Raw genomic sequence first — 19,886 nt, forward strand, 5'->3', positions numbered from 1 at the left:
GCCTGTTTTTTTATTGTTGAGCACTTCGATATCGCTGCTTCCCTGAGGCGATATCGGTCAGATGAGTCCTGCTGTTGCACGCACAGGCTCATGGCCGCCGACGCTGTTTGACTAACCAGTCACCGTTGGCTCGGGTCGATAAAAACAATTACTGATTAATAAGTGAAATCGATTTATCGTATTTCAAATATAAGCTCAGCTTGTTAATGGAGGTTTCGATGTCGGTTTCCCACGCCCAGCTCAAAGCCTTCCACGCCGTGGCCGTCCACGGAAGCTTTACCAAAGCCGCCGAGCGGCTATTTCTCACCCAACCGGCGATTTCCGACCAAGTGCGCAAACTCGAAGAGCGTTTCGGTGTTCTGCTGTTTCACCGCAACAAGCGCTCGGTGCGCCTGACGGATCTGGGCGAGCGTTTGCTGAGCATTACCCAGCGATTGTTCGTTATCGAGGCCGAGGCGCAGGAACTCTTGCATGACTCCAGGGCCTTGCAGACCGGCAGCCTGATTCTCGCGGTGGATGCGCCAGTGCATGTGTTGCCGCAGATTGCTCGCTTTTGTGAGCGCTACCCCGGCATCAGCGTAAAAATCGAAACCGGTAACACCGATGAATCGCTGTTTCGGTTGTTCAATTACCAGGCCGACCTGGCGTTGCTGGGCCGGGAGGTGAGTGACGAACGTCTGATCTCGTTGCCGCTGCGCAATGACCCGATGGTGGCGTTCGTTTCCCGCCATCATCCGTGGGCCGACCGTGAATCGATTTGCCTCGCGGACCTGGACGACACGCCTTTGGTGCTGCGGGAAATCGGCTCGGTGACGCGCCAGACGCTGGAAGAAGAAATGGCCCGGGCCGGGTTTCGTATCCGCCCGGCGATTCAGGTTGAAGGTCGGGAAGCAGCGCGTGAAGCGGTGGTCGTGGGGATTGGTGTCGGCGTGGTATCGGCTGCCGAGTTCGGTGCGGATTCGAGGGTTTGCGCGTTGCCGATTACCGATTGCAAACGACGGCTGACCGAGACACTGGTGTGCTTGCGCGAGCAGAGTTCGCGGCGGGTGGTGGCGACGTTTCTGGAGATGGTTCGCGAGAGCTTGGCATAGGCAGTCCCGGCCCCATCGTCGGAACGCCGCCCGGACCAAGCTCACTCCCATAGGGATTTTGTGACCGCTGGAGATCCAATAATGTGGGAGCGAGCTTGCTCGCGATGGGCGCACCTCGGTTACAAGGCGGGCGCCAACTCGAAAAACGCCTGTATCAAGCGCAAATCCCGGCGCCGTTCCATGCAGCCAATCATGTGCCGATTGACCAACCCTTCGCCAATAATCGGCACCGCCACCACCCTCGGGTCGTGGCTGACTTCCACCGACGACACCACGCCAACCCCCAATTCTGCGGCGACGGCTTCGGTCACCGCCTCGCGACTGTCCAGCTCCAGCAACACCCGTGGATTGACCAACGCCATCGCGCAGGCTTCGTCGAAAGTGCGCCGGGTGATCGAACTCGGCTCGCGCAACACCATGATCACTTGATCCAGCGCCTTGAGCGGCACGCCCTTCGACATCTGCGCCCACGGATGCCCCTCAGGCACCAACGCACACATTCGTGACTCGCTTAAGCCTTGCAGATGCAAACCCTTGCGCGGTTCGACCTCGGTCAGCACCGCCACGTCGGCATGCTCCGACAGCAACGCCGCCAGGGTTTCCTGAGCATTGCCCAGCCGCAAGTTCACGGTAATGCCGGGATACCGCGCCCGCAAACTGGCGAGCATCGGCATGACCATGTGCGGCCCGTCCGCCGCCACCTCCAAACGCCCGGTCAGCAACTGCCGGTTCGCTTCCAGCATCGCCTGCGCTTCTTCGGCCAGACCGAACATCGCCCGGGTGATCGCGGCCAGTTTGGTGCCCTCCTCCGTCAATTCCACTCGTCGTGCCGTGCGCCGCAACAAGGTGATCTGGTAGTGCTCCTCCAGCGCCTTGATGTGGCCGGTGACCGCCGGTTGGCTGATGAACAATCGCGCAGCGGCCCGGGTGAAGCTGCCCTCACGGGCCACGGCGTCGAATGCGCGGAGCTGGAACAGATTCATGAATAACTCTCACTGATGGCTGGCATAACAACAAACAATTTGATTGATAGCACGGCAAATTGCAATTTAAGCCCCGTAGCTTCATCCCATCGATTTCGAGGACACGAGAATGAGTACTGCCGAACCCATCCTGCTCACCCCCGGCCCATTGACCACATCGTCCCGCACCCGTCAGGCGATGATGGTCGACTGGGGTTCATGGGATGACCGCTTCAATCAATTGACCGCTAGCCTCTGCGAGCAACTGCTGGCGATCATCAATGGCGGCGACAGCCACCACTGCGTGCCCCTGCAAGGCAGCGGCACGTTCGCGGTCGAAGCGGCGATCGGCACGCTGGTGCCACGCGATGGCAACGTCCTGGTGCTGATCAACGGCGCCTACGGCAAACGCCTGGCGAAAATCTGCGAAGTGCTCGGCCGCTCCTTCAGCACCTTTGAAACTGCCGAAGACGAACCGACTACCGCCGCCGACGTCGACCGCCTGCTGCGCGCCGATGCCAGCATCACCCACGTCGCACTGATTCACTGCGAAACCAGCACCGGCATCCTCAACCCACTGCCGGACATCGCCCACGTCATCGCGCAACACGGCAAACGCCTGATCATCGACGCCATGAGCTCCTTTGGTGCCCTGCCGATCGACGCGCAACAGGTGCCGTTCGACGCGCTGGTCGCCGCCTCGGGCAAATGCCTGGAAGGCGTGCCGGGAATGGGTTTCGTCTTCGCTCGCAAAGAAGCGCTGGCGAATGCCGCCGGCAACTCGCATTCGCTAGCAATGGACCTTTTTGACCAGCACACCTACATGGCAAAGACCGGTCAATGGCGCTTCACCCCGCCGACCCATGTGGTCGCCGCGCTGCACGAAGCCCTGCTGCAATACAACGAAGAAGGTGGTTTACCCGCCCGGCATCAACGCTACGCCAACAACTGCCAGGTGCTGCTTGATGACATGGCCAAGCTCGGACTGCGCAGCTTCCTGCCCGCCGCCATTCAGGCGCCGATCATCGTCACCTTCCACGCGCCGAAAGATCCGCGCTACCAGTTCAAGGAATTCTACGAACGCGTCAAAGCCAAGGGCTTCGTCCTCTACCCCGGCAAATTGACCCAGGTCGAAACCTTCCGCGTCGGCTGCATCGGCCACGTCAACCAAGCCGAGATGCACGCGGCCGTGGAGGCGATCGCCGAAGTGCTGCGCGAGATGGAAGTGCTGGAAATCTGATTGCCTGACGACACCGTCCCTGTAGGAGCGAGGCTTGCCCGCGAACACAGGCGACGCGGTCTGTCAGGTAAACCTCGTCATCGTTCGTTCGCGGGCAAGTCGGATCGCCGCATCGCTCGCTCCTACAGGATCAAACACATGAACTACGCAAACCCAACCAAGCTGCAAGCTGCCATTCTCGACTGGGCCGGCACCGTGGTCGACTTCGGCTCCTTCGCACCGACACAGATTTTTGTCGAAGCCTTCGCCGAGTTCGACGTCCAGGTGTCCATCGAAGAAGCCCGCGGCCCGATGGGCATGGGCAAGTGGGACCACATCCGCACCCTGTGCGATCAGCCGCAAGTGGCCGAACGTTATCGCGCCGTGTTCGGCCGCACGCCGACCGACGATGACGTCACGGCCATCTACAAACGCTTCATGCCACTGCAAATCGATAAAATCGCCGAGCACTCGGCGCTGATTCCCGGCGCGCTGGACACCATCGCCAATCTGCGCCAGCAAGGGATCAAGATCGGTTCCTGCTCCGGCTACCCGAAACAGGTCATGGACAAGGTGGTCGAACTGGCCGCCACCAACGGTTACGTTGCCGACCACGTGGTCGCCACCGACGAAGTGCCTAACGGCCGTCCATGGCCGGCCCAGGCGCTGGCCAACGTGATCGCCCTCGGCATCGATGATGTCGCGGCCTGCGTGAAGATCGACGACACCGTGCCGGGCATTCTTGAAGGTCGCCGTGCCGGCATGTGGACCGTGGCGCTGATCTGTTCGGGCAACGCGCTGGGCCTGGACTACGAAGGTTACCGCGCCCTCGGCAGCGACCAACTGGCCAGCGAACGCAAGCGCATCCACGGGATGTTCGAAGGCTCGCGGCCGCACTACATGATCGACACCATCACCGATTTGCCGGAAGTGATCGCCGATATCAATAAGCGCCTGGCCAATGGTGAAATGCCACAAAGCTTCTAGAACATAAGATGCCGCGATGTCCCTGGACATCGCGGCATGATTGGTAGTATGGGAAGCACCGAACTTCTTTCAGGCGTTCAATGACAACCCCATTCATTCAGCCAACACAACAACACTTAGTTAGTTTGATTACCGTCGGCATCAATAATCACGCCGTCGGGATATCGGGTACTGCCATCCGCAAATCGTTCAGTGCCATCTGCCCAGACAATACGTCCATCCAGGTATTCAACAGTACCGTCCGGCCATTCAATACTTCCATCCGGGTGACCCACCCTGCCGTCAGCATATTGCACAACGCCGTCAGGGCGTTTGACCGACTGCTCATCCGCACTCACCAGACTGCCGTCCGGCAGCAGGCTGGAGCCGTCCGCGTTCTGGATTCGACCGGGCGTAGCCAGCAAGTTGTACCAACCTAACGGATCGACGGTGACATTAAATGTCGGCCAAGGCATTGGCGGCCGCGGGTTCGGCTTGGGCGTAGGTTTCGGGGTGGGCCTCGGAGCCGGTTTCGGCGCCTCGGGTTTTGGCACCGGCTTCGGTGCAGGTTTGGGTGTCGGTTTAGGGGTCGGCTTAGGGGTCGGCTTAGGTTTCGGGGCAGGAGGTTTAACGGCCATCATTTTTTTGGCGAGGCCACGCTGTTGCGACTTGGCAATATTGAATCCTTTCATAACTTTCTCCAGTAAGATCTTTTCAATAATAACTTCAAATTAAATCCGCCCTTGTTCAACTTAAACAACGAAAGGACGTAACAGCAGAATATAGAGAGCAACGAAAATTGCAAAACAACAACCAATGCAAGACATGATCACGCCCCTCTACATCCAAACCAACTAATCGTTTATCAACTACTGAAGAAACCAGACTTTCAAAAAAAACACGATCACCCCGAAATAAACGGAACGGCCTCAGGCGGACTCGGCAAAACAGGATTACAGTTAGAACATGACGTCGCACAAGAACGACAGCTCAAGCCTGAATGATGAGGAACACCGCATGCCCTGGAAGAATTCCGACTCACGCTACAGCACCGTATCGATCGCGTTGCATTGGTTGATGCTGGTCCTGCTGGCGCTGGTTTACGCCTGTATCGAATTTCGCGGGATCTTTCCAAAAGGCAGTGGCGGCCGGACGCTGATCACCGAATCGCACTTTATGCTGGGCTTGACGGTGTTTGTATTGGTCTGGCTGCGGCTGTTTGCTCGCAGCTTGGGCCCCGCACCGCAAATCTTCCCGGCCTCGCCTCACTGGCAGACCGTGTTGGCCAAATTGATGCACTGGGCGCTGTACATTTTCATGATCGCCATGCCGATTCTGGGCTGGCTGGTCACCAGCGCCAAAGGCCATCAAGTGATGTTCTACGGCTTCGACCTGCCGCTGCTGGTCGCGGAGGACAAGGCGTTGGCCAAGCAGATTGAGGGTTGGCACGAACTCGGTGGCACTATCGGCTATTGGCTGATCGGCCTGCATGCCTTGGCGGGGATTTATCACCACTATGTGGTGCGCGATAACACCTTGCTGCGGATGATGCCCAAGCGCGGCTAAATTCGGCCGCTCACTGGAAACCCCGGCGGCCCTGCAAACCGCCGGTGTGGATGAAGATCAGGCGTGTCCCACGAGCAAGCTTTCCCGCTTCGACGTGCTGCTTGAGCGCCAACAGGGCTTTGCCGGTGTACAGCGGTTCGAGGGGAATGCCGCTGGTCTGTTCGGTCTGATCGATGAATTCGAGCAACAGCGGATCGACTTTGGCGAAGCCACCGCGGCTGGCGTCGAACAATTCATAAGCGCGATTGTGTAAACCCGCCTCTTGCACAATTGATTCGACTTGCTGCGCCACCCCATGATCGTCGGGCACCGCCAGCGCGCCATACACCGAGTGTTCACCTGCTTCGGCCAGCACCAGACCGGCCAGGGTGGTGCCCGTTCCGCAGGCCAGCCACCAGCCGTAGTAGTCGTTCCAGCCAAGACCGTTCAGTTGCTCGCTGACCATTGTCCTCAACTGCAGGCATCCCTTTGCTCCCTGCAAACCGCCGCCACCTTCCGGCACCGGATGCAGATCGGGATACTGCGCGTGCCATGGCAACCAGAAACCCGGCTCGTGCCGCGCTCGATAACCGCCATAACCCAGCCAATGCAACTGCATGCCGAACGCCTGCAAGTCTTTTACCGTTGGCGTTTCTTGCGGATGACCACGCAGCAGGCCAACGGTGCGAAAACTGAATCGTTTGCCCGCCGCGGCCAGTGCATGCAGATGATTGGAGTGGGCACCGCCGAGACTGATGATGCCTTTGGCACCGTTCTGGTCAGCGGTTTTCAGGTGCTCGATGAGTTTGAACCACTTGTTGCCGCTGATCAGTGGGTCGATCTGGTCGAGGCGCAGGATCGCGACTTCGATGCTTGATCGGCTGAGCCAATCAAGATGAAGGGGTTCGAGGGGGGCCTTGGGTAGCCAATCGTTGGGAGGGAGAAGCATTGATGCCGGCTCTGGGTGAAGAGCCGGCATCTTAACAGCCACAGTGATCGTTCCCACGCTCTGCGTGGGAATGCAGCCCGGGACGCTCCGCGTCCCTAAAGCGGACGCGGAGCGTCCGTTGAGGCATTCCCACGCAGAGTGGGAACGATCTACGTTAGAGTTCAGCCGCCAGACGCGAACCCTGGTTGATCGCCCGCTTGGCATCCAACTCTGCCGCCACATCCGCGCCGCCAATCAAATGCACGTTCTGCCCGGCCGCCACCAGACCCTCGTGCAATTCACGCAGCGGATCCTGCCCGGCGCAGATCACGATGTTGTCCACCGGCAGCACTTGCGGCTCGCCGGTTTCGCCGATGCGGATGTGCAAACCTTCGTCGTCAATCTTCAGGTACTCGACGCTGTTGAGCATCTGCACCTGCTTGTTCTTCAGACCGGTGCGGTGAATCCAGCCGGTGGTTTTACCCAGACCATCGCCGACCTTGGATTTCTTGCGTTGCAGCAGGAACACTTCACGAGCAGGTGCGTGAGGTTCAGCCTTGATGCCGGCGACACCGCCGCGCGCTTGCAGATGCGTATCGATGCCCCACTCCTTCCAGAACGCCTCGCGATCCTGGCTGGTGGCCACGCCCTGGTGAACCAGGAACTCCGACACATCAAATCCGATACCACCGGCGCCGATCACCGCGACGCGCTTGCCCACCGGTTTGCGCTCAAGGATCACGTCCAGGTAGCTCAGCACCTTGGCGTTCTCGACGCCCGGAATCGCTGGGGTTCTTGGAGCAATGCCGGTGGCGAGAATGATCTCGTCGTAACCGCCCTCAACCAGTTTCGCCACGTCGACGCGGGTGTTCAGGCACACCTCAACGTGTGTGGTCTGCAGTTTGCGGCTGAAGTAGCGCAGGGTTTCAAAGAACTCTTCCTTGCCCGGCACCCGCTTGGCGATGTTGAACTGGCCGCCGATTTCGCTGGCCGAATCAAACAGCGTCACCTGATGCCCGCGCTCGGCGGCCACGGTAGCCGCGGACAGCCCCGCAGGACCGGCACCGACCACAGCGATTTTTTTGATCTGCTGCACCGGCAGGTAATTGAGTTCGGTTTCGTGACAGGCGCGTGGGTTCACCAGACAACTGGTCAACTTGCCGCCGAAGGTGTGATCCAGGCACGCCTGGTTGCAACCGATGCAGGTGTTGATTTCATCGCCACGGCCGGCCGCTGCCTTGTTGACGAAGTCCGGGTCGGCGAGGAACGGCCGCGCCATGGAGACCATGTCGGCATCGCCTTCGGCCAGAATCTGCTCGGCGACTTCCGGGGTGTTGATGCGGTTGGTGGTGATCAGCGGAATGCTCACCGAGCCACGCAGCTTGGCCGTGACTTTGCTGAACGCGCCGCGCGGCACTTTGGTGGCGATGGTCGGGATCCGTGCTTCGTGCCAGCCGATGCCGGTATTGATGATCGTTGCACCGGCCTGTTCGACGGCCTTGGCCAACTGGACGATTTCTTCCCAACTGCTGCCGCCTTCTACCAAATCGAGCATCGACAGGCGGAAGATAATAATGAAGTTCGGGCCTACCGCTTCACGCACCCGACGGACGATTTCCACCGGCAGGCGCATACGGTTTTCATAGCTTCCGCCCCAGCGGTCAGTACGGTGGTTGGTGTGGGCGGCGAGGAACTGGTTAATGAAATAACCTTCGGAGCCCATGATCTCGACGCCGTCGTACTCGGCCTGTTGCGCCAGGGTCGAACAGGTGACGAAATCGCTGATCTGTTTCTCGATGCCTTCTTCGTCCAACTCTTTTGGCTTGAACGGGTTGATCGGCGCCTGAATGGCGCTCGGCGCGACTTGTTTCGGGCTATAGGCATAACGACCGGCGTGAAGAATCTGCATGCAGATCTTGCCGCCCGCCTCGTGCACCGCGCGGGTGACGATCTGGTGCTTGAGCGCTTCCGCCTCAGTGGTCAGTTTGGCCGCGCCGGAATACACCCCGCCCTCATCGTTCGGGCCAATACCACCGGTGACCATCAGGCCAACGCCGCCACGGGCACGTTCGGCGAAGTACGCCGCCATGCGCTCGAAACCGCCGGGCTTTTCCTCAAGACCGGTGTGCATCGAACCCATCAAGGTACGGTTGCGCAGCGTGGTAAAACCCAGGTCCAGCGGGGCCAACAGGTGCGGGTAATGAGCGGCGGCCATCGGTAACTCCACATCGAGCGATCACGGAAAAAGTGCAGGAGCTCTACGGCCCCCGTCAGTCATGTTGGACAGACTAAGAGTCGCAGCACTGTCGCTCAATGACCCAAACTGACAACTTATTGATCCAAATGTGCAGCGCCCCTTGGCAAGTGCCGGCATGCGCCCTACCCTAGTCGCGAACCCTGCACACGGCCGTTGACTGTTTCCCCATGCGCAAACTTCTGTACCTGACCTTTTCCATGGCATTCATTGCCGCCCTTACGACCTACGCCATGTGGGCCGCGGACCGTCCGGTGGGTCATTACCTGTCGGATCTGCGGATCAATCTTGCGGTCGACCAAGGCACACCTGCTGATCGCGGCAACTTGCTGGGCATCCAGCCCGAGCTGTTTCCCACCGACTACCAAAGCCCCGAGCGCTTGCACCGCAAGCTGGCGGCCTATTTGCAGAAGGCCCAGGACCAGGGCCTGCTGAATGAAAAAACCATCGTTGTACTGCCCGAACATGTCGGCACCTGGTTGATGGTCAGCGGCGAGAAAGATGAGCTGTACCAAGCCACCACGCTCAAGGAAGCCATGAACTGGCTGGCGGTGAGCAATCCCTTGAAGTTCCTCCGCGCGCTAATCAGCGCCAAGGGCGACAGCCGTCTGGACGACGCACACCTGCGCATGAAGGCCAAAGGCATGGCCAAGGACTACCAGGCGCTATTTGGCGGTCTGGCGAAAGAATTCCACGTGACCCTGGTGGCGGGCTCCATCGTGCTGCCCGAGCCAAGCGTCATCGACGGCACCCTGAAAATCGGCCGCGGCGCGCTGTACAACAGTACCGTGGTGTTCGGCGCCGATGGCCGGCCGATCGGCCAGCCCCAGCGTCAGATGCATCCGATTTTCGATGAGCATGAAGTCATCGCGGCCAATGGCGAGCATACGCTCAACGTCGTCGACACGCCGGCCGGACGCTTGGGCGTTCTGATCGGCAGCGACAGCTGGTACCCGGACAATTACCGCAAGCTCGACAGCCAGGGTGCGCAGTTCGTCGCGGTCCCGGCGTTTGTGATCGGGCGCGGCACCTGGGACAAACCGTGGCGTGGCTACAAGGGGCTGTTGACGCCTGGCTCCGTCAGTCTCAAGGCCGGGGAGCTCAGCGAAGGCCAGGCGTGGCATCGTCTGACACTCACCACTCAACCACCCAGCAGCCAGGCAATCGCCGGCATGAGCGTGTTCCTGCGCGGTCAATTCTGGGATCAGGGCAGCGCCGGTCAAAGTTTTCTCAGCAGCAACGGGCAGCAGTTCGCCGACGGCAATGCCCGTGGCGCGCGTTTGCTGAACCTCTGGTTGTAACCAATGAAACCGTTGCCGATGCGGCTCGGCGATCTGTCGGTGGGCTTTGTTCATAGCCTGGCCGACGCCGTGCGCAGCCACGGTGTAGACCCTCAGACGCTGCTCGAACAATACGGCCTCGACGCGGCTCGCCTGAGCGAAGCAGGCGCCCGGCTCTCGATTCCGCGCTACATGCGCCTGGGCCACAGCGCCATTCAACTGACCGACAACCCGGCACTGGGTTTGCGCATGGGCCAGCTCAGTCGCCTGAGCCAAGCCGGCCTGGCCGGGGTCACCGCCGCTCAGGCGCCAACAGTGCGAGAAGCCGCGCGCTGCCTGATTCGCTTCGAAGCCTTATATGGCTCCAACTATCGCGGTCAATCGAGCTTTCACGAAGACGCCCAAGGCGCCTGGCTGCGGTTCTATTCCATCAGCCCTTACAACGCCTACAACCGCTTCGTGGTGGATTCGATCCTCGCTGGCTGGTTGCAGCAATTGTCCAGCATAAGCCCTGCACCGTTGCGCGCCGAACGCATCGAAATCGAGTTTGATGAACCGCATTACCGCACGGCTTATGAGGTGCTGGGTGACTGCCCGATCCAGTTTGGCGGCGAGCACAATCAACTGCGCTTGAGCCTTGCCAGCCTCGCACAGCGTAACCCGGAACATTGCCCAAGCACTTGGCGACACCTGCTGCAACTGTGTGAACGGGAACTGGAGCAACTGACACGCACCCGCAGCCTGCGTGAACGTATCACTCAGTTGCTGGGGCCGTTACTCAATGGTGGCCGGGAACCCGACCTGGAAGAAGTGGCGGCACGCCTGAAGCTGCCAACCTGGACCTTGCGCCGCAAACTTGCCGAGGAAGGCACGCAATTTCGCGCGATTCTCAACGACACACGTCGCGACCTGGCCATGACCTACATCCGCGATACCGAACTGGCGTTCGGAGAAATCGCCTACCTGCTGGGCTTTGCCTCAGCCGAAGCGTTTCAACGGGCCTTCAAACGCTGGAGCGGCCAGACACCCGGCGAGTTTCGCCGCAGTCATCGCCAATCCGCTTGACGCTTACAGCTCGGTAGCGTCTTCGGCCGGTTCCAGCGGATCCAGTTCAAACGCCTGATACTCGAGCAGTTCTTCTTGATAATCGTCCATTTTTAATCCCCCAAAACAACTCGTTGAAAAAAACGCCTGAATAAATGACCAGCGCCCCCGAGCATAAAGTGCCCACGTGAAAGAAAAATGACGCAGGCACGCCGCTCAGCAGCTACTTGATGAAACGTAGCAGGCCGTCAGGAATTTATCACAGGATTTTTCGATACAGACCGTAGGACAACGGCCTGGGTTGACGCGGATCAATTTAAAAGCCGCTGCGGGATCGGTGTCGACGGACTCGATCCCGCAGCTTCAGAGCACGATTACTGGCCAGATACAGGAATGGCCGAAATAGGCTCGGTGGGTGGAGGCAGGCTTGATTGGGGCGGCGGAGTGACTGTTTCGGTGGCCGGTGCCGGTTCGGAGTTCTCGGCCGGAGCGATCGGAGCGGTTTCGGGCGGCGGTGCAACCGGCTCAGAGGCTGCTGGAGCAGCTTCGGCAGGTGCCGGCGCAGATTCTGCCGCAGGCGGCGCCAATGGAGCCGGTGCGGCCTTGGCTTCAGGCACGCCGAGATCAGGTTTCGGCTTCTCCTTGATGTGCGCGGCCTTTTTCGCTTCCGGCGGCAGGAACAACTCGACCAGGGTGAAGAAACGCTCGTAGAACTTGGGCGACGATACGGTTTCGCTGGCAACCTTGACCATCGAGTCGTCAGACGAGCCAATCGGCATCGACACTGAACCCAGCACGCCCACACCCACGCTGGCGGAGTTGTTGGTCTTCTTCAGTGCATAACGGTCCTGCAGGGCGTTGGCGAACATGGTCGCGTGAAGCCCCTCACTGCCATCATCGGCACAGACCACACTGAAGCTGATCTCCATGTGGGTCTCGCCGGTCTGCTGGAAGCTTTTGTGTCCGCTGACCAGTTTCGGGTCGGCGCTGGTGATGATGTAGCCCTGACTGAGCAACGCCCGACGGGCGGCTTCACACGTCTGCGCATCAGTCACCGGGTAGCTGCGCGAAAACGTTCCGGAGTCATCGAAGTTCTCATGCTCATAGATAGGGGCTTTCTTCGACGAGCAGCCGGCAGCAACGGCCAGCAACAACGCCAGCCCGGCAACACGCATGGGAAATGATTTAAACATTGAACATCCTGAGGAAAACGGTCCGGGGCGTATTGTGCAACAGATCGATGCTTAGCGGAGTATCGATTAGTGTCTTGAAACAGTTACAGAGTTACTGACCATCGTTTGCAGGAAAAAGTCGCGCGAATAAATGATCGATGAACACCCGCAGCTTGGCGGCTGCGTGCCGACTGGAGGGCCAAAGGATCCAGAATGTGCCGGCGTGCTCCAGGTGATCGTCGAGCACCCGCTGCAATCTGCCCTGTCTCACGTGCTCATGGACCATGAAGTCCGGCAGACAGGCGATGCCCAGCCCTTGAAGGGCCACAAAACTCACGGCTTCGATCGAGGTGCTGACCATCCGCGTCGGCAGCAACGGCTCTGGATCGCCATTTTCGCGACGCAGAGGCCATGGTTCCAGCTTGCCGGTGGCATGGAAGGTATGTCGCAGGCAGGCGTGATGCGCAAGGTCGGACGGGGTTTGCGGTACACCCTGCGCATTGAAATACGCGGGTGTGCCGACCAGCACCATTCGAAATCCGCCGAGCGGCCGGGCCATCAACCGGGAATCCTTGGGTTTGCCGGTTCGCACCACCGCGTCGAAGCCTTCCTCGACCACGTCAACCATTCGGTCGGACAGATCAATGTCCAACTCGATCTGCGGATACAGCGTCATAAACTCCGTGAGCACCGGCATCACCAACCCGCAGACTTGGGGCAGGCTGATCCGCAGTTTGCCGTGGGGCGCGGAGGCCGCGTTGCACATTTCGAATTCGGCGGCCTCGACCTCGGCCAGGATCTTGCGACAGCGCTCCAGGAACAGCGCACCTTCCGATGTCAGGGTAATGCTGCGGGTGCTGCGATGAAACAGGCGCACGCCCAACCGCGTCTCGGTGCGAGCGATACTCTTGCCGATCGCCGATGACGACACGCCCAGCAAACGCGCGGCTTGCGTGAAGCTGCGCACCTCCGCAACCTGCACAAACACCGAAATACTGCCCAGACTGTCCAATCCGTTACCCTCGCAATTGACGACATCCATGTCCGATATGTTCGGAACCTTAACCTGTTTTTCCGGGACGCGCAGCGCCCTACTCTCTGTCCGTGATTCCTCACCAGACATGGACCTGAACGCATGAACGACCCCGAATTGACCGTGCAATCACTGCGCACCGAGGCAGAAACCGGCGAACGTCTACCCCTCAGTGGCTTGCTCGCCCTGGCCACCGCCGGTTTCATAACCGTGCTGACGGAAGCCATGCCCGCGGGCCTGTTGCCACAGATGAGCGCCGACTTGAATGTGTCGCAAGCCCTGGTCGGGCAATTGGTGACGCTGTATGCCATCGGCTCCCTGCTGGCGGCGATCCCGCTGACCATCGCCACTCGCGGATGGCGCCGTCGGCCATTGTTGCTGACGGCGATTGGCGGCTTTGCCATCGTCAACAGCATCACTGCCCTTTCCACTGACTATGCGCTGACTCTCGTCGCCAGATTGTTCGCCGGCATCTTCGCGGGCCTGCTCTGGGCGTTGGTGGCCGGTTATGCCAGCCGCATGGTCGCACCGCACCTGCAAGGGCGGGCCATTGCCGTGGCGATGCTCGGTGCGCCGTTAGCCCTGTCTCTCGGCGTGCCGGCCGGCACATTGCTCGGTACGGTCGTGGGCTGGCGCCTGAGTTTTGCGATCATGACGGCGCTGACCCTTTTGCTGATCGTCTGGGTGCACTGGCAGCTTCCGGACTTTCCCGGACAACGTGCCGAACAACGCCTGCCGCTGCGCAAAGTGTTCGCCCTGCCGGGACTGCGTTCGGTTCTGTTCGTGACCGTTTCCTATGTACTTGCGCACAACATTCTCTACACCTACATCGCGCCTTTCCTGCAACCGTCCGGGCTTGCCGCAGAAATCGATCGCGTGCTGCTGGTGTTTGGACTTGCGGCAGTGCTGAGCATCTGGATCGTCGGCAGCCTGATCGACCGCTGGTTGCGCGAGTTGGTGTTGATCAGCAGTGCGCTGTTCATAGTGTCCGCACTGACGCTGGGCTTTTGGGGCGAGTCCGCGCTGATGGTGTATGGCGCGGTGGCTATCTGGGGCCTTGCGTTTGGCGCGATGCCTTCGCTGTTGCAGACCGCTTCGGCGAAGACGGCCGGAGATGCGGCGGACACGGCTCAGTCGATGCTGGTGACGATGTGGAACATCGGGATTGCCGGCGGTGGTTTGGCGGGGGGATTGTTGCTCGATAGCCTGGGAGTAATGTCGTTCCCGTGGGTGGTCGGCGGCTTGTTGGTACTGACGTTGCTGGCGACCACGAATGCCCGGGACGCAGGCTTCCCTTCCGCGCGCTGAAACAAAAGACCCCAGCCTTTCGGCTGGGGTCTTTGTGTCGCGACAAGCTCAGTCAGGCATCAGAAGCGCTTGATCTCAGCCTCGCTTTCAAGCAGTTTGCGGTAAGCAGCAAAATCTTGCTGGCCGATACGCGAGGCGAGGAAGCGACGGTATTGAGCCTTCTCTTCTTCGGTCGGTGCAGCGGCTTCGTTGACGCCGTTCAGACGCACGATCACCAGGCTACCATCGGCCAGGGTCACGCTACTGAAGGTCGGCTTGTCCTTGGCTGCCGGCTTAGGCATGCGGAACAGCGCTTGCAACACGGTTGGGTCAACCCCTTCCTGGCCACGAGTGGCTGCCTGGATTGCTTTCCAGTTCTGGCCGTCGATCGCCTTGTCCAGCGGTGTCTTGCCATCGCGCAGGCTGACAATCAGCTCTTCAGCCTTGGTCTTGGCGGCAGCACTGGCGTGCTCCTTGGCCAATTGCACGCGAATGCCGGCAGCAACGCTTTCGAGCGGCAGTTGCGCAGGTTTCAGGTGCTCCTTGGCGCGTAGCACGATCACGGTTTCCGGATCGAGCTCGATGGCGGTGCTGTTGGCACCCTCATCCAGCACTTCAGGGCTAAACGCAGCAGTGACCACGGCACGGTTGGCCGCAACACCTTCGCCACCTTCACGGCCGAACGGCTTGGACGTGTGAACGGTCAGCTTCAGGTCCTGCGCCGGCTGAGCCAGATCGGAGGCTTCAAACGACGAGTCTTCCAGTTGCTTGGTCGCCTCGACGAAACGCTGCTCGACCTGCTGGGCTTTCAGCTCACGGGTCAGCTTGTCTTTCAAACTGGCTAACGTCGGCACTTCAGGTGCTTCCACGCCCAACAGCTTGATCAGGTGAAAGCCGAAGTCGGTGCGAACCGGCGCCGAAACCTGATCCTTGGCCAACGCATACAGCGCTGCTTCGAAGGCTGGATCGTAGACACCAGGACCTGCATAGCCGAGGTCACCACCGATGTTTGCCGAACCAGGATCCTGCGAGAACTCCTTGGCCAAAGCCTCGAACTTCTCGCCTTTTGCCAGACGTGCCTGGATCTCGTCGATCTTGGCCTTGGCTTGCGCTTCGGTCACCTTGTCGTTCACTTCGATCAGAATGTGCGCGGCCCGGCGTTGTTCGGACAGGTTCGCGGTTTCTTTCTGATACGCCGCTTGCAGGTCTTCGTCCTTGACGCTGACCTGATCAAAGAAGGAAGCCTTCTTCAACTCGAGGTAATCGATGACCACCTGATCCGGCGTCATGAATTCCTTGGCGTGTTCGTCGTAGTAGGCTTTGACTTCATCGTCGGTCAGCTTCACAGCCGCCGGGTCAACCTTGACGTTCAAGGAAGCGAAATCGCGGGTCTGTTTTTCCAGACGGGCGAATGCCAGAACCTGTGCATCGGTGACGAAACCGCTACCCGCCAGACCCGCGCGCAGCTGACCGATCAGCATTTCCTGAGCCAGCATCTGGCGGAATTGCATGCGGCTGTAGCCGAGTTGACGAATCACCTGGTCGAAACGCTCGGCGCTGAACTTGCCATCGACCTGGAATTCAGGCGTTTGCAGGATCACTTGGTCCAAAGCAGCTTCGGAAAAGGCGAATTTCGAATCTTCTGCACCTTGCAGCAGCAGCTTGCGATCGATCAAGCCTTTGAGGGCGGATTCGCGCAGCATTTTTTCGTCGAGCAAGGAAGCATCGAAATCCTTGCCCAGCTGTTGCATGAGCTGACGGCGTTGCATATCGACCGCCTGGCTCAGCTCGTTCTGGCTGATTTCTTCACCATTGACCTTGGCCGCGTCCTGGCTGTTGGTCGTCGCCTGGAAAATGGCCTCGATACCGGTGAACGCCATCAATACAACGATGATCCCGATAATGGTCTTGGCAATCCAGCCTTGTGAATTGTCCCTGATATTCTGCAGCATGCGTCCCCCAGAAACGGTTGAACTTCAAAATTAGGCAACCGTGGAGCGTGGGTAGAATCCGGATAGAAGAAAGGCGCATCCGAGGATGCGCCTTCTCGTAACTGGCGGAGCGGACCGATGACTCGAACTTGCGAGCCTCGGCGTCTCGGATCGGCGACTCGCCGACCGGACTACCGCTCCGCTGCCAGGTCAGGCATGACCCCGACCCGGATAGGCAAAAACCTGAATCGAACTTAGTTAACAGCTTCTTTCAGTGCTTTACCGGCTTTGAAACCTGGTTTTTTAGCGGCTGCGATTTCCAGCGTCTTACCGGTCTGTGGGTTACGACCAATGCGAGCTGGACGATCGGTGACGGAGAAAGTACCGAAACCAACCAGAACAACAGAGTCGCCAGCCTTGAGAGCGCCAGTGACGGATTCGATTACAGCGTCCAGCGCACGGCCAGCAGCAGCTTTCGGGATATCAGCGGATGCAGCGATAGCATCAATCAGTTCCGACTTGTTCACTCTAAGTCCCCTTATATCTATTTGAGTATGATTCTAAGTTTTTTGGTGAAAGCAAAAACGAGTGCTGAATGGCCTACAGACACTTAAGAGCCGCTTTATAACAAGGGCTCTAAAAAGCTGTCAAGGAAGCCCCCCAGGCAAATGCGTACTAATGCGTGCTAATTCTTTCCTTAGAGTCAGACTCGCGTTTCTCATCCTTTGCAACTATCTCTGGAACCACATCGGGCAGCGGCTCCGGCGCGTATTGCAGCGCAATTTGCAGGACCTCGTCAATCCATTTAACCGGTTTAATCTGTAGATCTTGCTTGATATTGTCAGGAATTTCCTTCAGATCGCGTACATTCTCTTCAGGAATGATCACGGTCTTGATTCCGCCACGGTGAGCAGCGAGCAGTTTTTCTTTCAGACCACCAATCGCCAGTACCTGACCACGTAGCGTAATTTCGCCAGTCATGGCGACGTCCGCGCGTACAGGAATCCCGGTCAAAGCCGACACCAGAGCCGTGCACATGCCTACACCGGCGCTAGGGCCGTCCTTCGGGGTCGCCCCTTCCGGCATATGGATATGCGTGTCGCGCTTCTCGTGGAAGTCCAGGGGAATCCCCAGGCTCTTCGCGCGACTGCGGACAACGGTCAGGGCCGCAGTGATCGATTCGACCATCACGTCACCCAAAGAACCGGTTTTGATCAACTGGCCTTTACCCGGCACGACGGCAGCTTCGATGGTCAGCAACTCACCACCCACCTGAGTCCACGCCAGCCCGGTGACCTGACCGATCTGATCCTGCGATTCGGCCAGACCGTAGCGGAATTTGCGCACGCCCAGGAAGTGTTCCAGCATCTCGGCAGTGACCTTCACCGAGAAGCGTTTTTCCATTGCATGCTCTTTGACCGTCTTGCGGCAAACCTTGGCAATCTGGCGCTCCAGCCCCCGTACCCCGGCTTCACGGGTGTAGTAGCGGATGATGTCGCGGATCGCTTCGGCGTCGAATTCCAGCTCACCTTTTTTCAAGCCGTTAGCCGTAATCTGCTTTGGCGAAAGGTATTTGACAGCAATGTTGATCTTCTCGTCTTCGGTGTAACCCGGCAGACGAATCACTTCCATCCGGTCCAGCAAGGCTGGTGGAATGTTCATGGAGTTCGAGGTGCAAAGGAACATCACATCGGACAGGTCGTAGTCGACTTCCAGATAGTGATCGTTGAAGTTGTGGTTCTGCTCAGGGTCGAGCACTTCCAGCAACGCCGACGCCGGATCGCCACGCATGTCACTGCCCATTTTGTCGATTTCATCGAGCAGGAACAGCGGGTTGCGGACGCCCACTTTTGTCATCTTTTGAATCAATCTTCCTGGCATCGAACCGATATAAGTACGGCGATGACCCCGAATTTCCGCTTCATCGCGTACGCCGCCGAGGGCCATACGCACGAATTTTCGGTTGGTGGCGTGAGCGATCGACTCCGCCAGCGAAGTTTTACCCACACCCGGAGGACCGACCAGGCACAACACTGGGCCACGAATTTTCTTCACGCGTTTTTGCACGGCGAGGTATTCGAGAATCCGTTCTTTGACTTCTTCCAGACCATAGTGGTCTGCATCGAGAATGTCTTCTGCGCGCGCGAGATCCAGGCGCACTTTGCTCTGCGCTTTCCACGGCACCTGAACCAGCCAGTCAATATACGAGCGGACCACGGTCGCTTCCGCAGACATTGGCGACATTTGTTTTAATTTGTTCAGTTCACCCTGGGCTTTGGCCAAGGCATCTTTCGGCAGTCCGGCGGCATCGATGCGCTTTTTCAGCTCTTCGATTTCGTTATGGCCTTCGTCGCTGTCGCCGAGCTCTTTCTGAATGGCCTTCATCTGCTCATTCAGGTAGTACTCGCGCTGACTGCGCTCCATTTGTTTCTTAACGCGACCGCGAATGCGTTTTTCGACTTGCAGCAGGTCGATCTCAGCATCCAGCAACGCCAGAACGTGCTCGACCCGGGCCGACAAATCGATAATTTCGAGGATTTCCTGCTTCTGCTCGATCTTCAGGGCCATGTGCGCGGCCATGGTGTCGACCAGGCGACCTGGTTCGTCGATGCTGTTGAGCGACGACAGGACTTCAGCCGGGACTTTCTTGCCCAGCTGCACATATTGTTCGAACTGAGCCAGCAGGCTGCGGACGAACACTTCCGACTCGCGCTCCGGCGCGTCGACTTCGTCGATCAATGAGACTTCGGCACGGCAGTGGCCGTCCACTTCGCTGAAACGCTCAACGGCGCCTCGCTGCTCGCCTTCAACCAAAACCTTGACCGTGCCGTCAGGCAGCTTGAGCAGCTGCAGAACGGTAGCAATGGTACCTACGCGATAAAGTGCGTCTTCACCGGGATCGTCGTCAGCAGGGTTTCTCTGAGCCAGCAGAAGGATCTGCTTGTCGCCCGTCATCGCTGCCTCTAGGGCTTCGATGGATTTCTCGCGCCCCACGAACAGCGGGATAACCATGTGCGGATAAACCACGACATCACGCAATGGCAGGAGAGGCAATTCGATGGTTGTCTTCATGATTTCGCCTCTACGGCGGCCATAAGGCCGTAAACAGATGGAAGTAAGCTTGAAACCAAGATGGGGGCTGCTTTGAAAAAAAACAAGCGCAAAGAGGGTGTT

The 19,886-nt window shown here is 59.0% G+C and carries 16 protein-coding genes; 7 read left to right on the forward strand and 9 right to left on the reverse strand.

The genetic code is table 11. From position 1 onward, the window contains the following. The first annotated feature begins 218 nt into the window (after positions 1-218). Positions 219-1,091, forward strand: coding sequence for a LysR family transcriptional regulator (locus ACYZT7_RS22385; RefSeq protein WP_462038257.1), 873 nt, complete (start codon positions 219-221; stop codon positions 1,089-1,091). A 119-nt stretch (positions 1,092-1,210) separates the two neighbouring features. Here the strand turns inward: ACYZT7_RS22385 and ACYZT7_RS22390 are convergent, their stop codons facing one another. Further along, positions 1,211-2,074: a LysR substrate-binding domain-containing protein gene (locus ACYZT7_RS22390; RefSeq protein ID WP_462038258.1), complete on the reverse strand. Its 864-nt coding sequence runs from the start codon at positions 2,072-2,074 to the stop codon at positions 1,211-1,213. Between the two features lie 109 nt (positions 2,075-2,183). On the opposite strand from ACYZT7_RS22390, the gene ACYZT7_RS22395 reads away from it, so the two are divergent. Next, complete coding sequence (locus tag ACYZT7_RS22395; RefSeq protein WP_462038259.1) at positions 2,184-3,293, forward strand: 2-aminoethylphosphonate--pyruvate transaminase; 1,110 nt, start codon at positions 2,184-2,186, stop codon at positions 3,291-3,293. Between the two features lie 138 nt (positions 3,294-3,431). Next, complete coding sequence (gene phnX, locus ACYZT7_RS22400) at positions 3,432-4,259, forward strand: phosphonoacetaldehyde hydrolase (RefSeq protein WP_462038260.1); 828 nt, start codon at positions 3,432-3,434, stop codon at positions 4,257-4,259. A gap of 116 nt (positions 4,260-4,375) precedes the next feature. Here phnX and ACYZT7_RS22405 read toward each other — a convergent pair whose 3' ends face one another. Next, positions 4,376-4,930 carry a hypothetical protein gene (locus ACYZT7_RS22405; RefSeq protein ID WP_462038261.1) on the reverse strand — a complete coding sequence of 185 codons (555 nt, stop codon included), beginning with the start codon at positions 4,928-4,930 and terminating at the stop codon, positions 4,376-4,378. 325 nt (positions 4,931-5,255) lie between these two features. Here ACYZT7_RS22405 and ACYZT7_RS22410 point away from each other — a divergent pair, with 325 nt between their 5' ends. Further along, positions 5,256-5,804, forward strand: a complete 549-nt coding sequence (locus ACYZT7_RS22410; RefSeq protein ID WP_462041846.1) for a cytochrome b — start codon at positions 5,256-5,258, stop codon at positions 5,802-5,804. A gap of 10 nt (positions 5,805-5,814) precedes the next feature. Here the strand turns inward: ACYZT7_RS22410 and ACYZT7_RS22415 are convergent, their stop codons facing one another. Beyond that, a complete protein-coding gene (locus ACYZT7_RS22415; protein WP_462038262.1) occupies positions 5,815-6,732 on the reverse strand; it encodes a 1-aminocyclopropane-1-carboxylate deaminase/D-cysteine desulfhydrase in 918 nt (305 codons plus the stop codon). Positions 6,733-6,886: 154 nt separating this feature from the next. Then, on the reverse strand, positions 6,887-8,926 hold the full coding sequence (locus tag ACYZT7_RS22420; RefSeq protein ID WP_462038263.1) for an oxidoreductase: 2,040 nt from the start codon (positions 8,924-8,926) through the stop codon (positions 6,887-6,889). A 209-nt stretch (positions 8,927-9,135) separates the two neighbouring features. Here ACYZT7_RS22420 and ACYZT7_RS22425 point away from each other — a divergent pair, with 209 nt between their 5' ends. Both ACYZT7_RS22425 and ACYZT7_RS22430 read left to right on the forward strand, forming a co-directional pair. Then, positions 9,136-10,266 (forward strand): carbon-nitrogen hydrolase family protein, encoded by a 1,131-nt coding sequence (locus tag ACYZT7_RS22425; RefSeq protein WP_462038264.1) that lies wholly within the window; start codon positions 9,136-9,138, stop codon positions 10,264-10,266. Between the two features lie 3 nt (positions 10,267-10,269). Continuing rightward, complete coding sequence (locus ACYZT7_RS22430; protein WP_462038265.1) at positions 10,270-11,310, forward strand: AraC family transcriptional regulator; 1,041 nt, start codon at positions 10,270-10,272, stop codon at positions 11,308-11,310. 353 nt (positions 11,311-11,663) lie between these two features. Here ACYZT7_RS22430 and ACYZT7_RS22435 read toward each other — a convergent pair whose 3' ends face one another. Together ACYZT7_RS22435 and ACYZT7_RS22440 are read right to left on the reverse strand one after the other, a co-directional pair. Beyond that, a complete protein-coding gene (locus ACYZT7_RS22435) occupies positions 11,664-12,482 on the reverse strand; it encodes a DUF2242 domain-containing protein (protein ID WP_462038266.1) in 819 nt (272 codons plus the stop codon). Between the two features lie 91 nt (positions 12,483-12,573). Beyond that, positions 12,574-13,473, reverse strand: a complete 900-nt coding sequence (locus ACYZT7_RS22440) for a LysR family transcriptional regulator (protein WP_462041847.1) — start codon at positions 13,471-13,473, stop codon at positions 12,574-12,576. Between the two features lie 123 nt (positions 13,474-13,596). Here ACYZT7_RS22440 and ACYZT7_RS22445 point away from each other — a divergent pair, with 123 nt between their 5' ends. Further along, the gene (locus tag ACYZT7_RS22445; RefSeq protein WP_462038267.1) at positions 13,597-14,802 is read left to right on the forward strand and encodes an MFS transporter; all 1,206 of its coding nucleotides are present in this window, start codon (positions 13,597-13,599) and stop codon (positions 14,800-14,802) included. 59 nt (positions 14,803-14,861) lie between these two features. Here the strand turns inward: ACYZT7_RS22445 and ACYZT7_RS22450 are convergent, their stop codons facing one another. The 3 genes from ACYZT7_RS22450 to lon form a co-directional block, all read right to left on the reverse strand. Next, the gene (locus ACYZT7_RS22450; protein ID WP_462038268.1) at positions 14,862-16,733 is read right to left on the reverse strand and encodes a SurA N-terminal domain-containing protein; all 1,872 of its coding nucleotides are present in this window, start codon (positions 16,731-16,733) and stop codon (positions 14,862-14,864) included. A 233-nt stretch (positions 16,734-16,966) separates the two neighbouring features. Then, positions 16,967-17,239 (reverse strand): HU family DNA-binding protein, encoded by a 273-nt coding sequence (locus tag ACYZT7_RS22455; RefSeq protein ID WP_002552737.1) that lies wholly within the window; start codon positions 17,237-17,239, stop codon positions 16,967-16,969. A 148-nt stretch (positions 17,240-17,387) separates the two neighbouring features. Next, the gene (gene lon / locus ACYZT7_RS22460; protein ID WP_462038269.1) at positions 17,388-19,784 is read right to left on the reverse strand and encodes an endopeptidase La; all 2,397 of its coding nucleotides are present in this window, start codon (positions 19,782-19,784) and stop codon (positions 17,388-17,390) included. Between the last annotated feature and the right edge of the window lie 102 nt (positions 19,785-19,886).

This window comes from Pseudomonas sp. RT4P38 (genome assembly GCF_054897765.1).

Coding starts and splice junctions, on each gene's coding strand:
- ACYZT7_RS22385 (WP_462038257.1), top strand. CDS start 219: ATGTCGGTTTCCCACGCCCAGCTCAAAGCCTTCCACGCCGTGGCCGTC.
- ACYZT7_RS22390 (WP_462038258.1), bottom strand. CDS start 2,074: ATGAATCTGTTCCAGCTCCGCGCATTCGACGCCGTGGCCCGTGAGGGC.
- ACYZT7_RS22395 (WP_462038259.1), top strand. CDS start 2,184: ATGAGTACTGCCGAACCCATCCTGCTCACCCCCGGCCCATTGACCACA.
- phnX (WP_462038260.1), top strand. CDS start 3,432: ATGAACTACGCAAACCCAACCAAGCTGCAAGCTGCCATTCTCGACTGG.
- ACYZT7_RS22405 (WP_462038261.1), bottom strand. CDS start 4,930: ATGAAAGGATTCAATATTGCCAAGTCGCAACAGCGTGGCCTCGCCAAA.
- ACYZT7_RS22410 (WP_462041846.1), top strand. CDS start 5,256: ATGCCCTGGAAGAATTCCGACTCACGCTACAGCACCGTATCGATCGCG.
- ACYZT7_RS22415 (WP_462038262.1), bottom strand. CDS start 6,732: ATGCTTCTCCCTCCCAACGATTGGCTACCCAAGGCCCCCCTCGAACCC.
- ACYZT7_RS22420 (WP_462038263.1), bottom strand. CDS start 8,926: ATGGCCGCCGCTCATTACCCGCACCTGTTGGCCCCGCTGGACCTGGGT.
- ACYZT7_RS22425 (WP_462038264.1), top strand. CDS start 9,136: ATGCGCAAACTTCTGTACCTGACCTTTTCCATGGCATTCATTGCCGCC.
- ACYZT7_RS22430 (WP_462038265.1), top strand. CDS start 10,270: ATGAAACCGTTGCCGATGCGGCTCGGCGATCTGTCGGTGGGCTTTGTT.
- ACYZT7_RS22435 (WP_462038266.1), bottom strand. CDS start 12,482: ATGTTTAAATCATTTCCCATGCGTGTTGCCGGGCTGGCGTTGTTGCTG.
- ACYZT7_RS22445 (WP_462038267.1), top strand. CDS start 13,597: ATGAACGACCCCGAATTGACCGTGCAATCACTGCGCACCGAGGCAGAA.
- ACYZT7_RS22450 (WP_462038268.1), bottom strand. CDS start 16,733: ATGCTGCAGAATATCAGGGACAATTCACAAGGCTGGATTGCCAAGACC.
- lon (WP_462038269.1), bottom strand. CDS start 19,784: ATGAAGACAACCATCGAATTGCCTCTCCTGCCATTGCGTGATGTCGTG.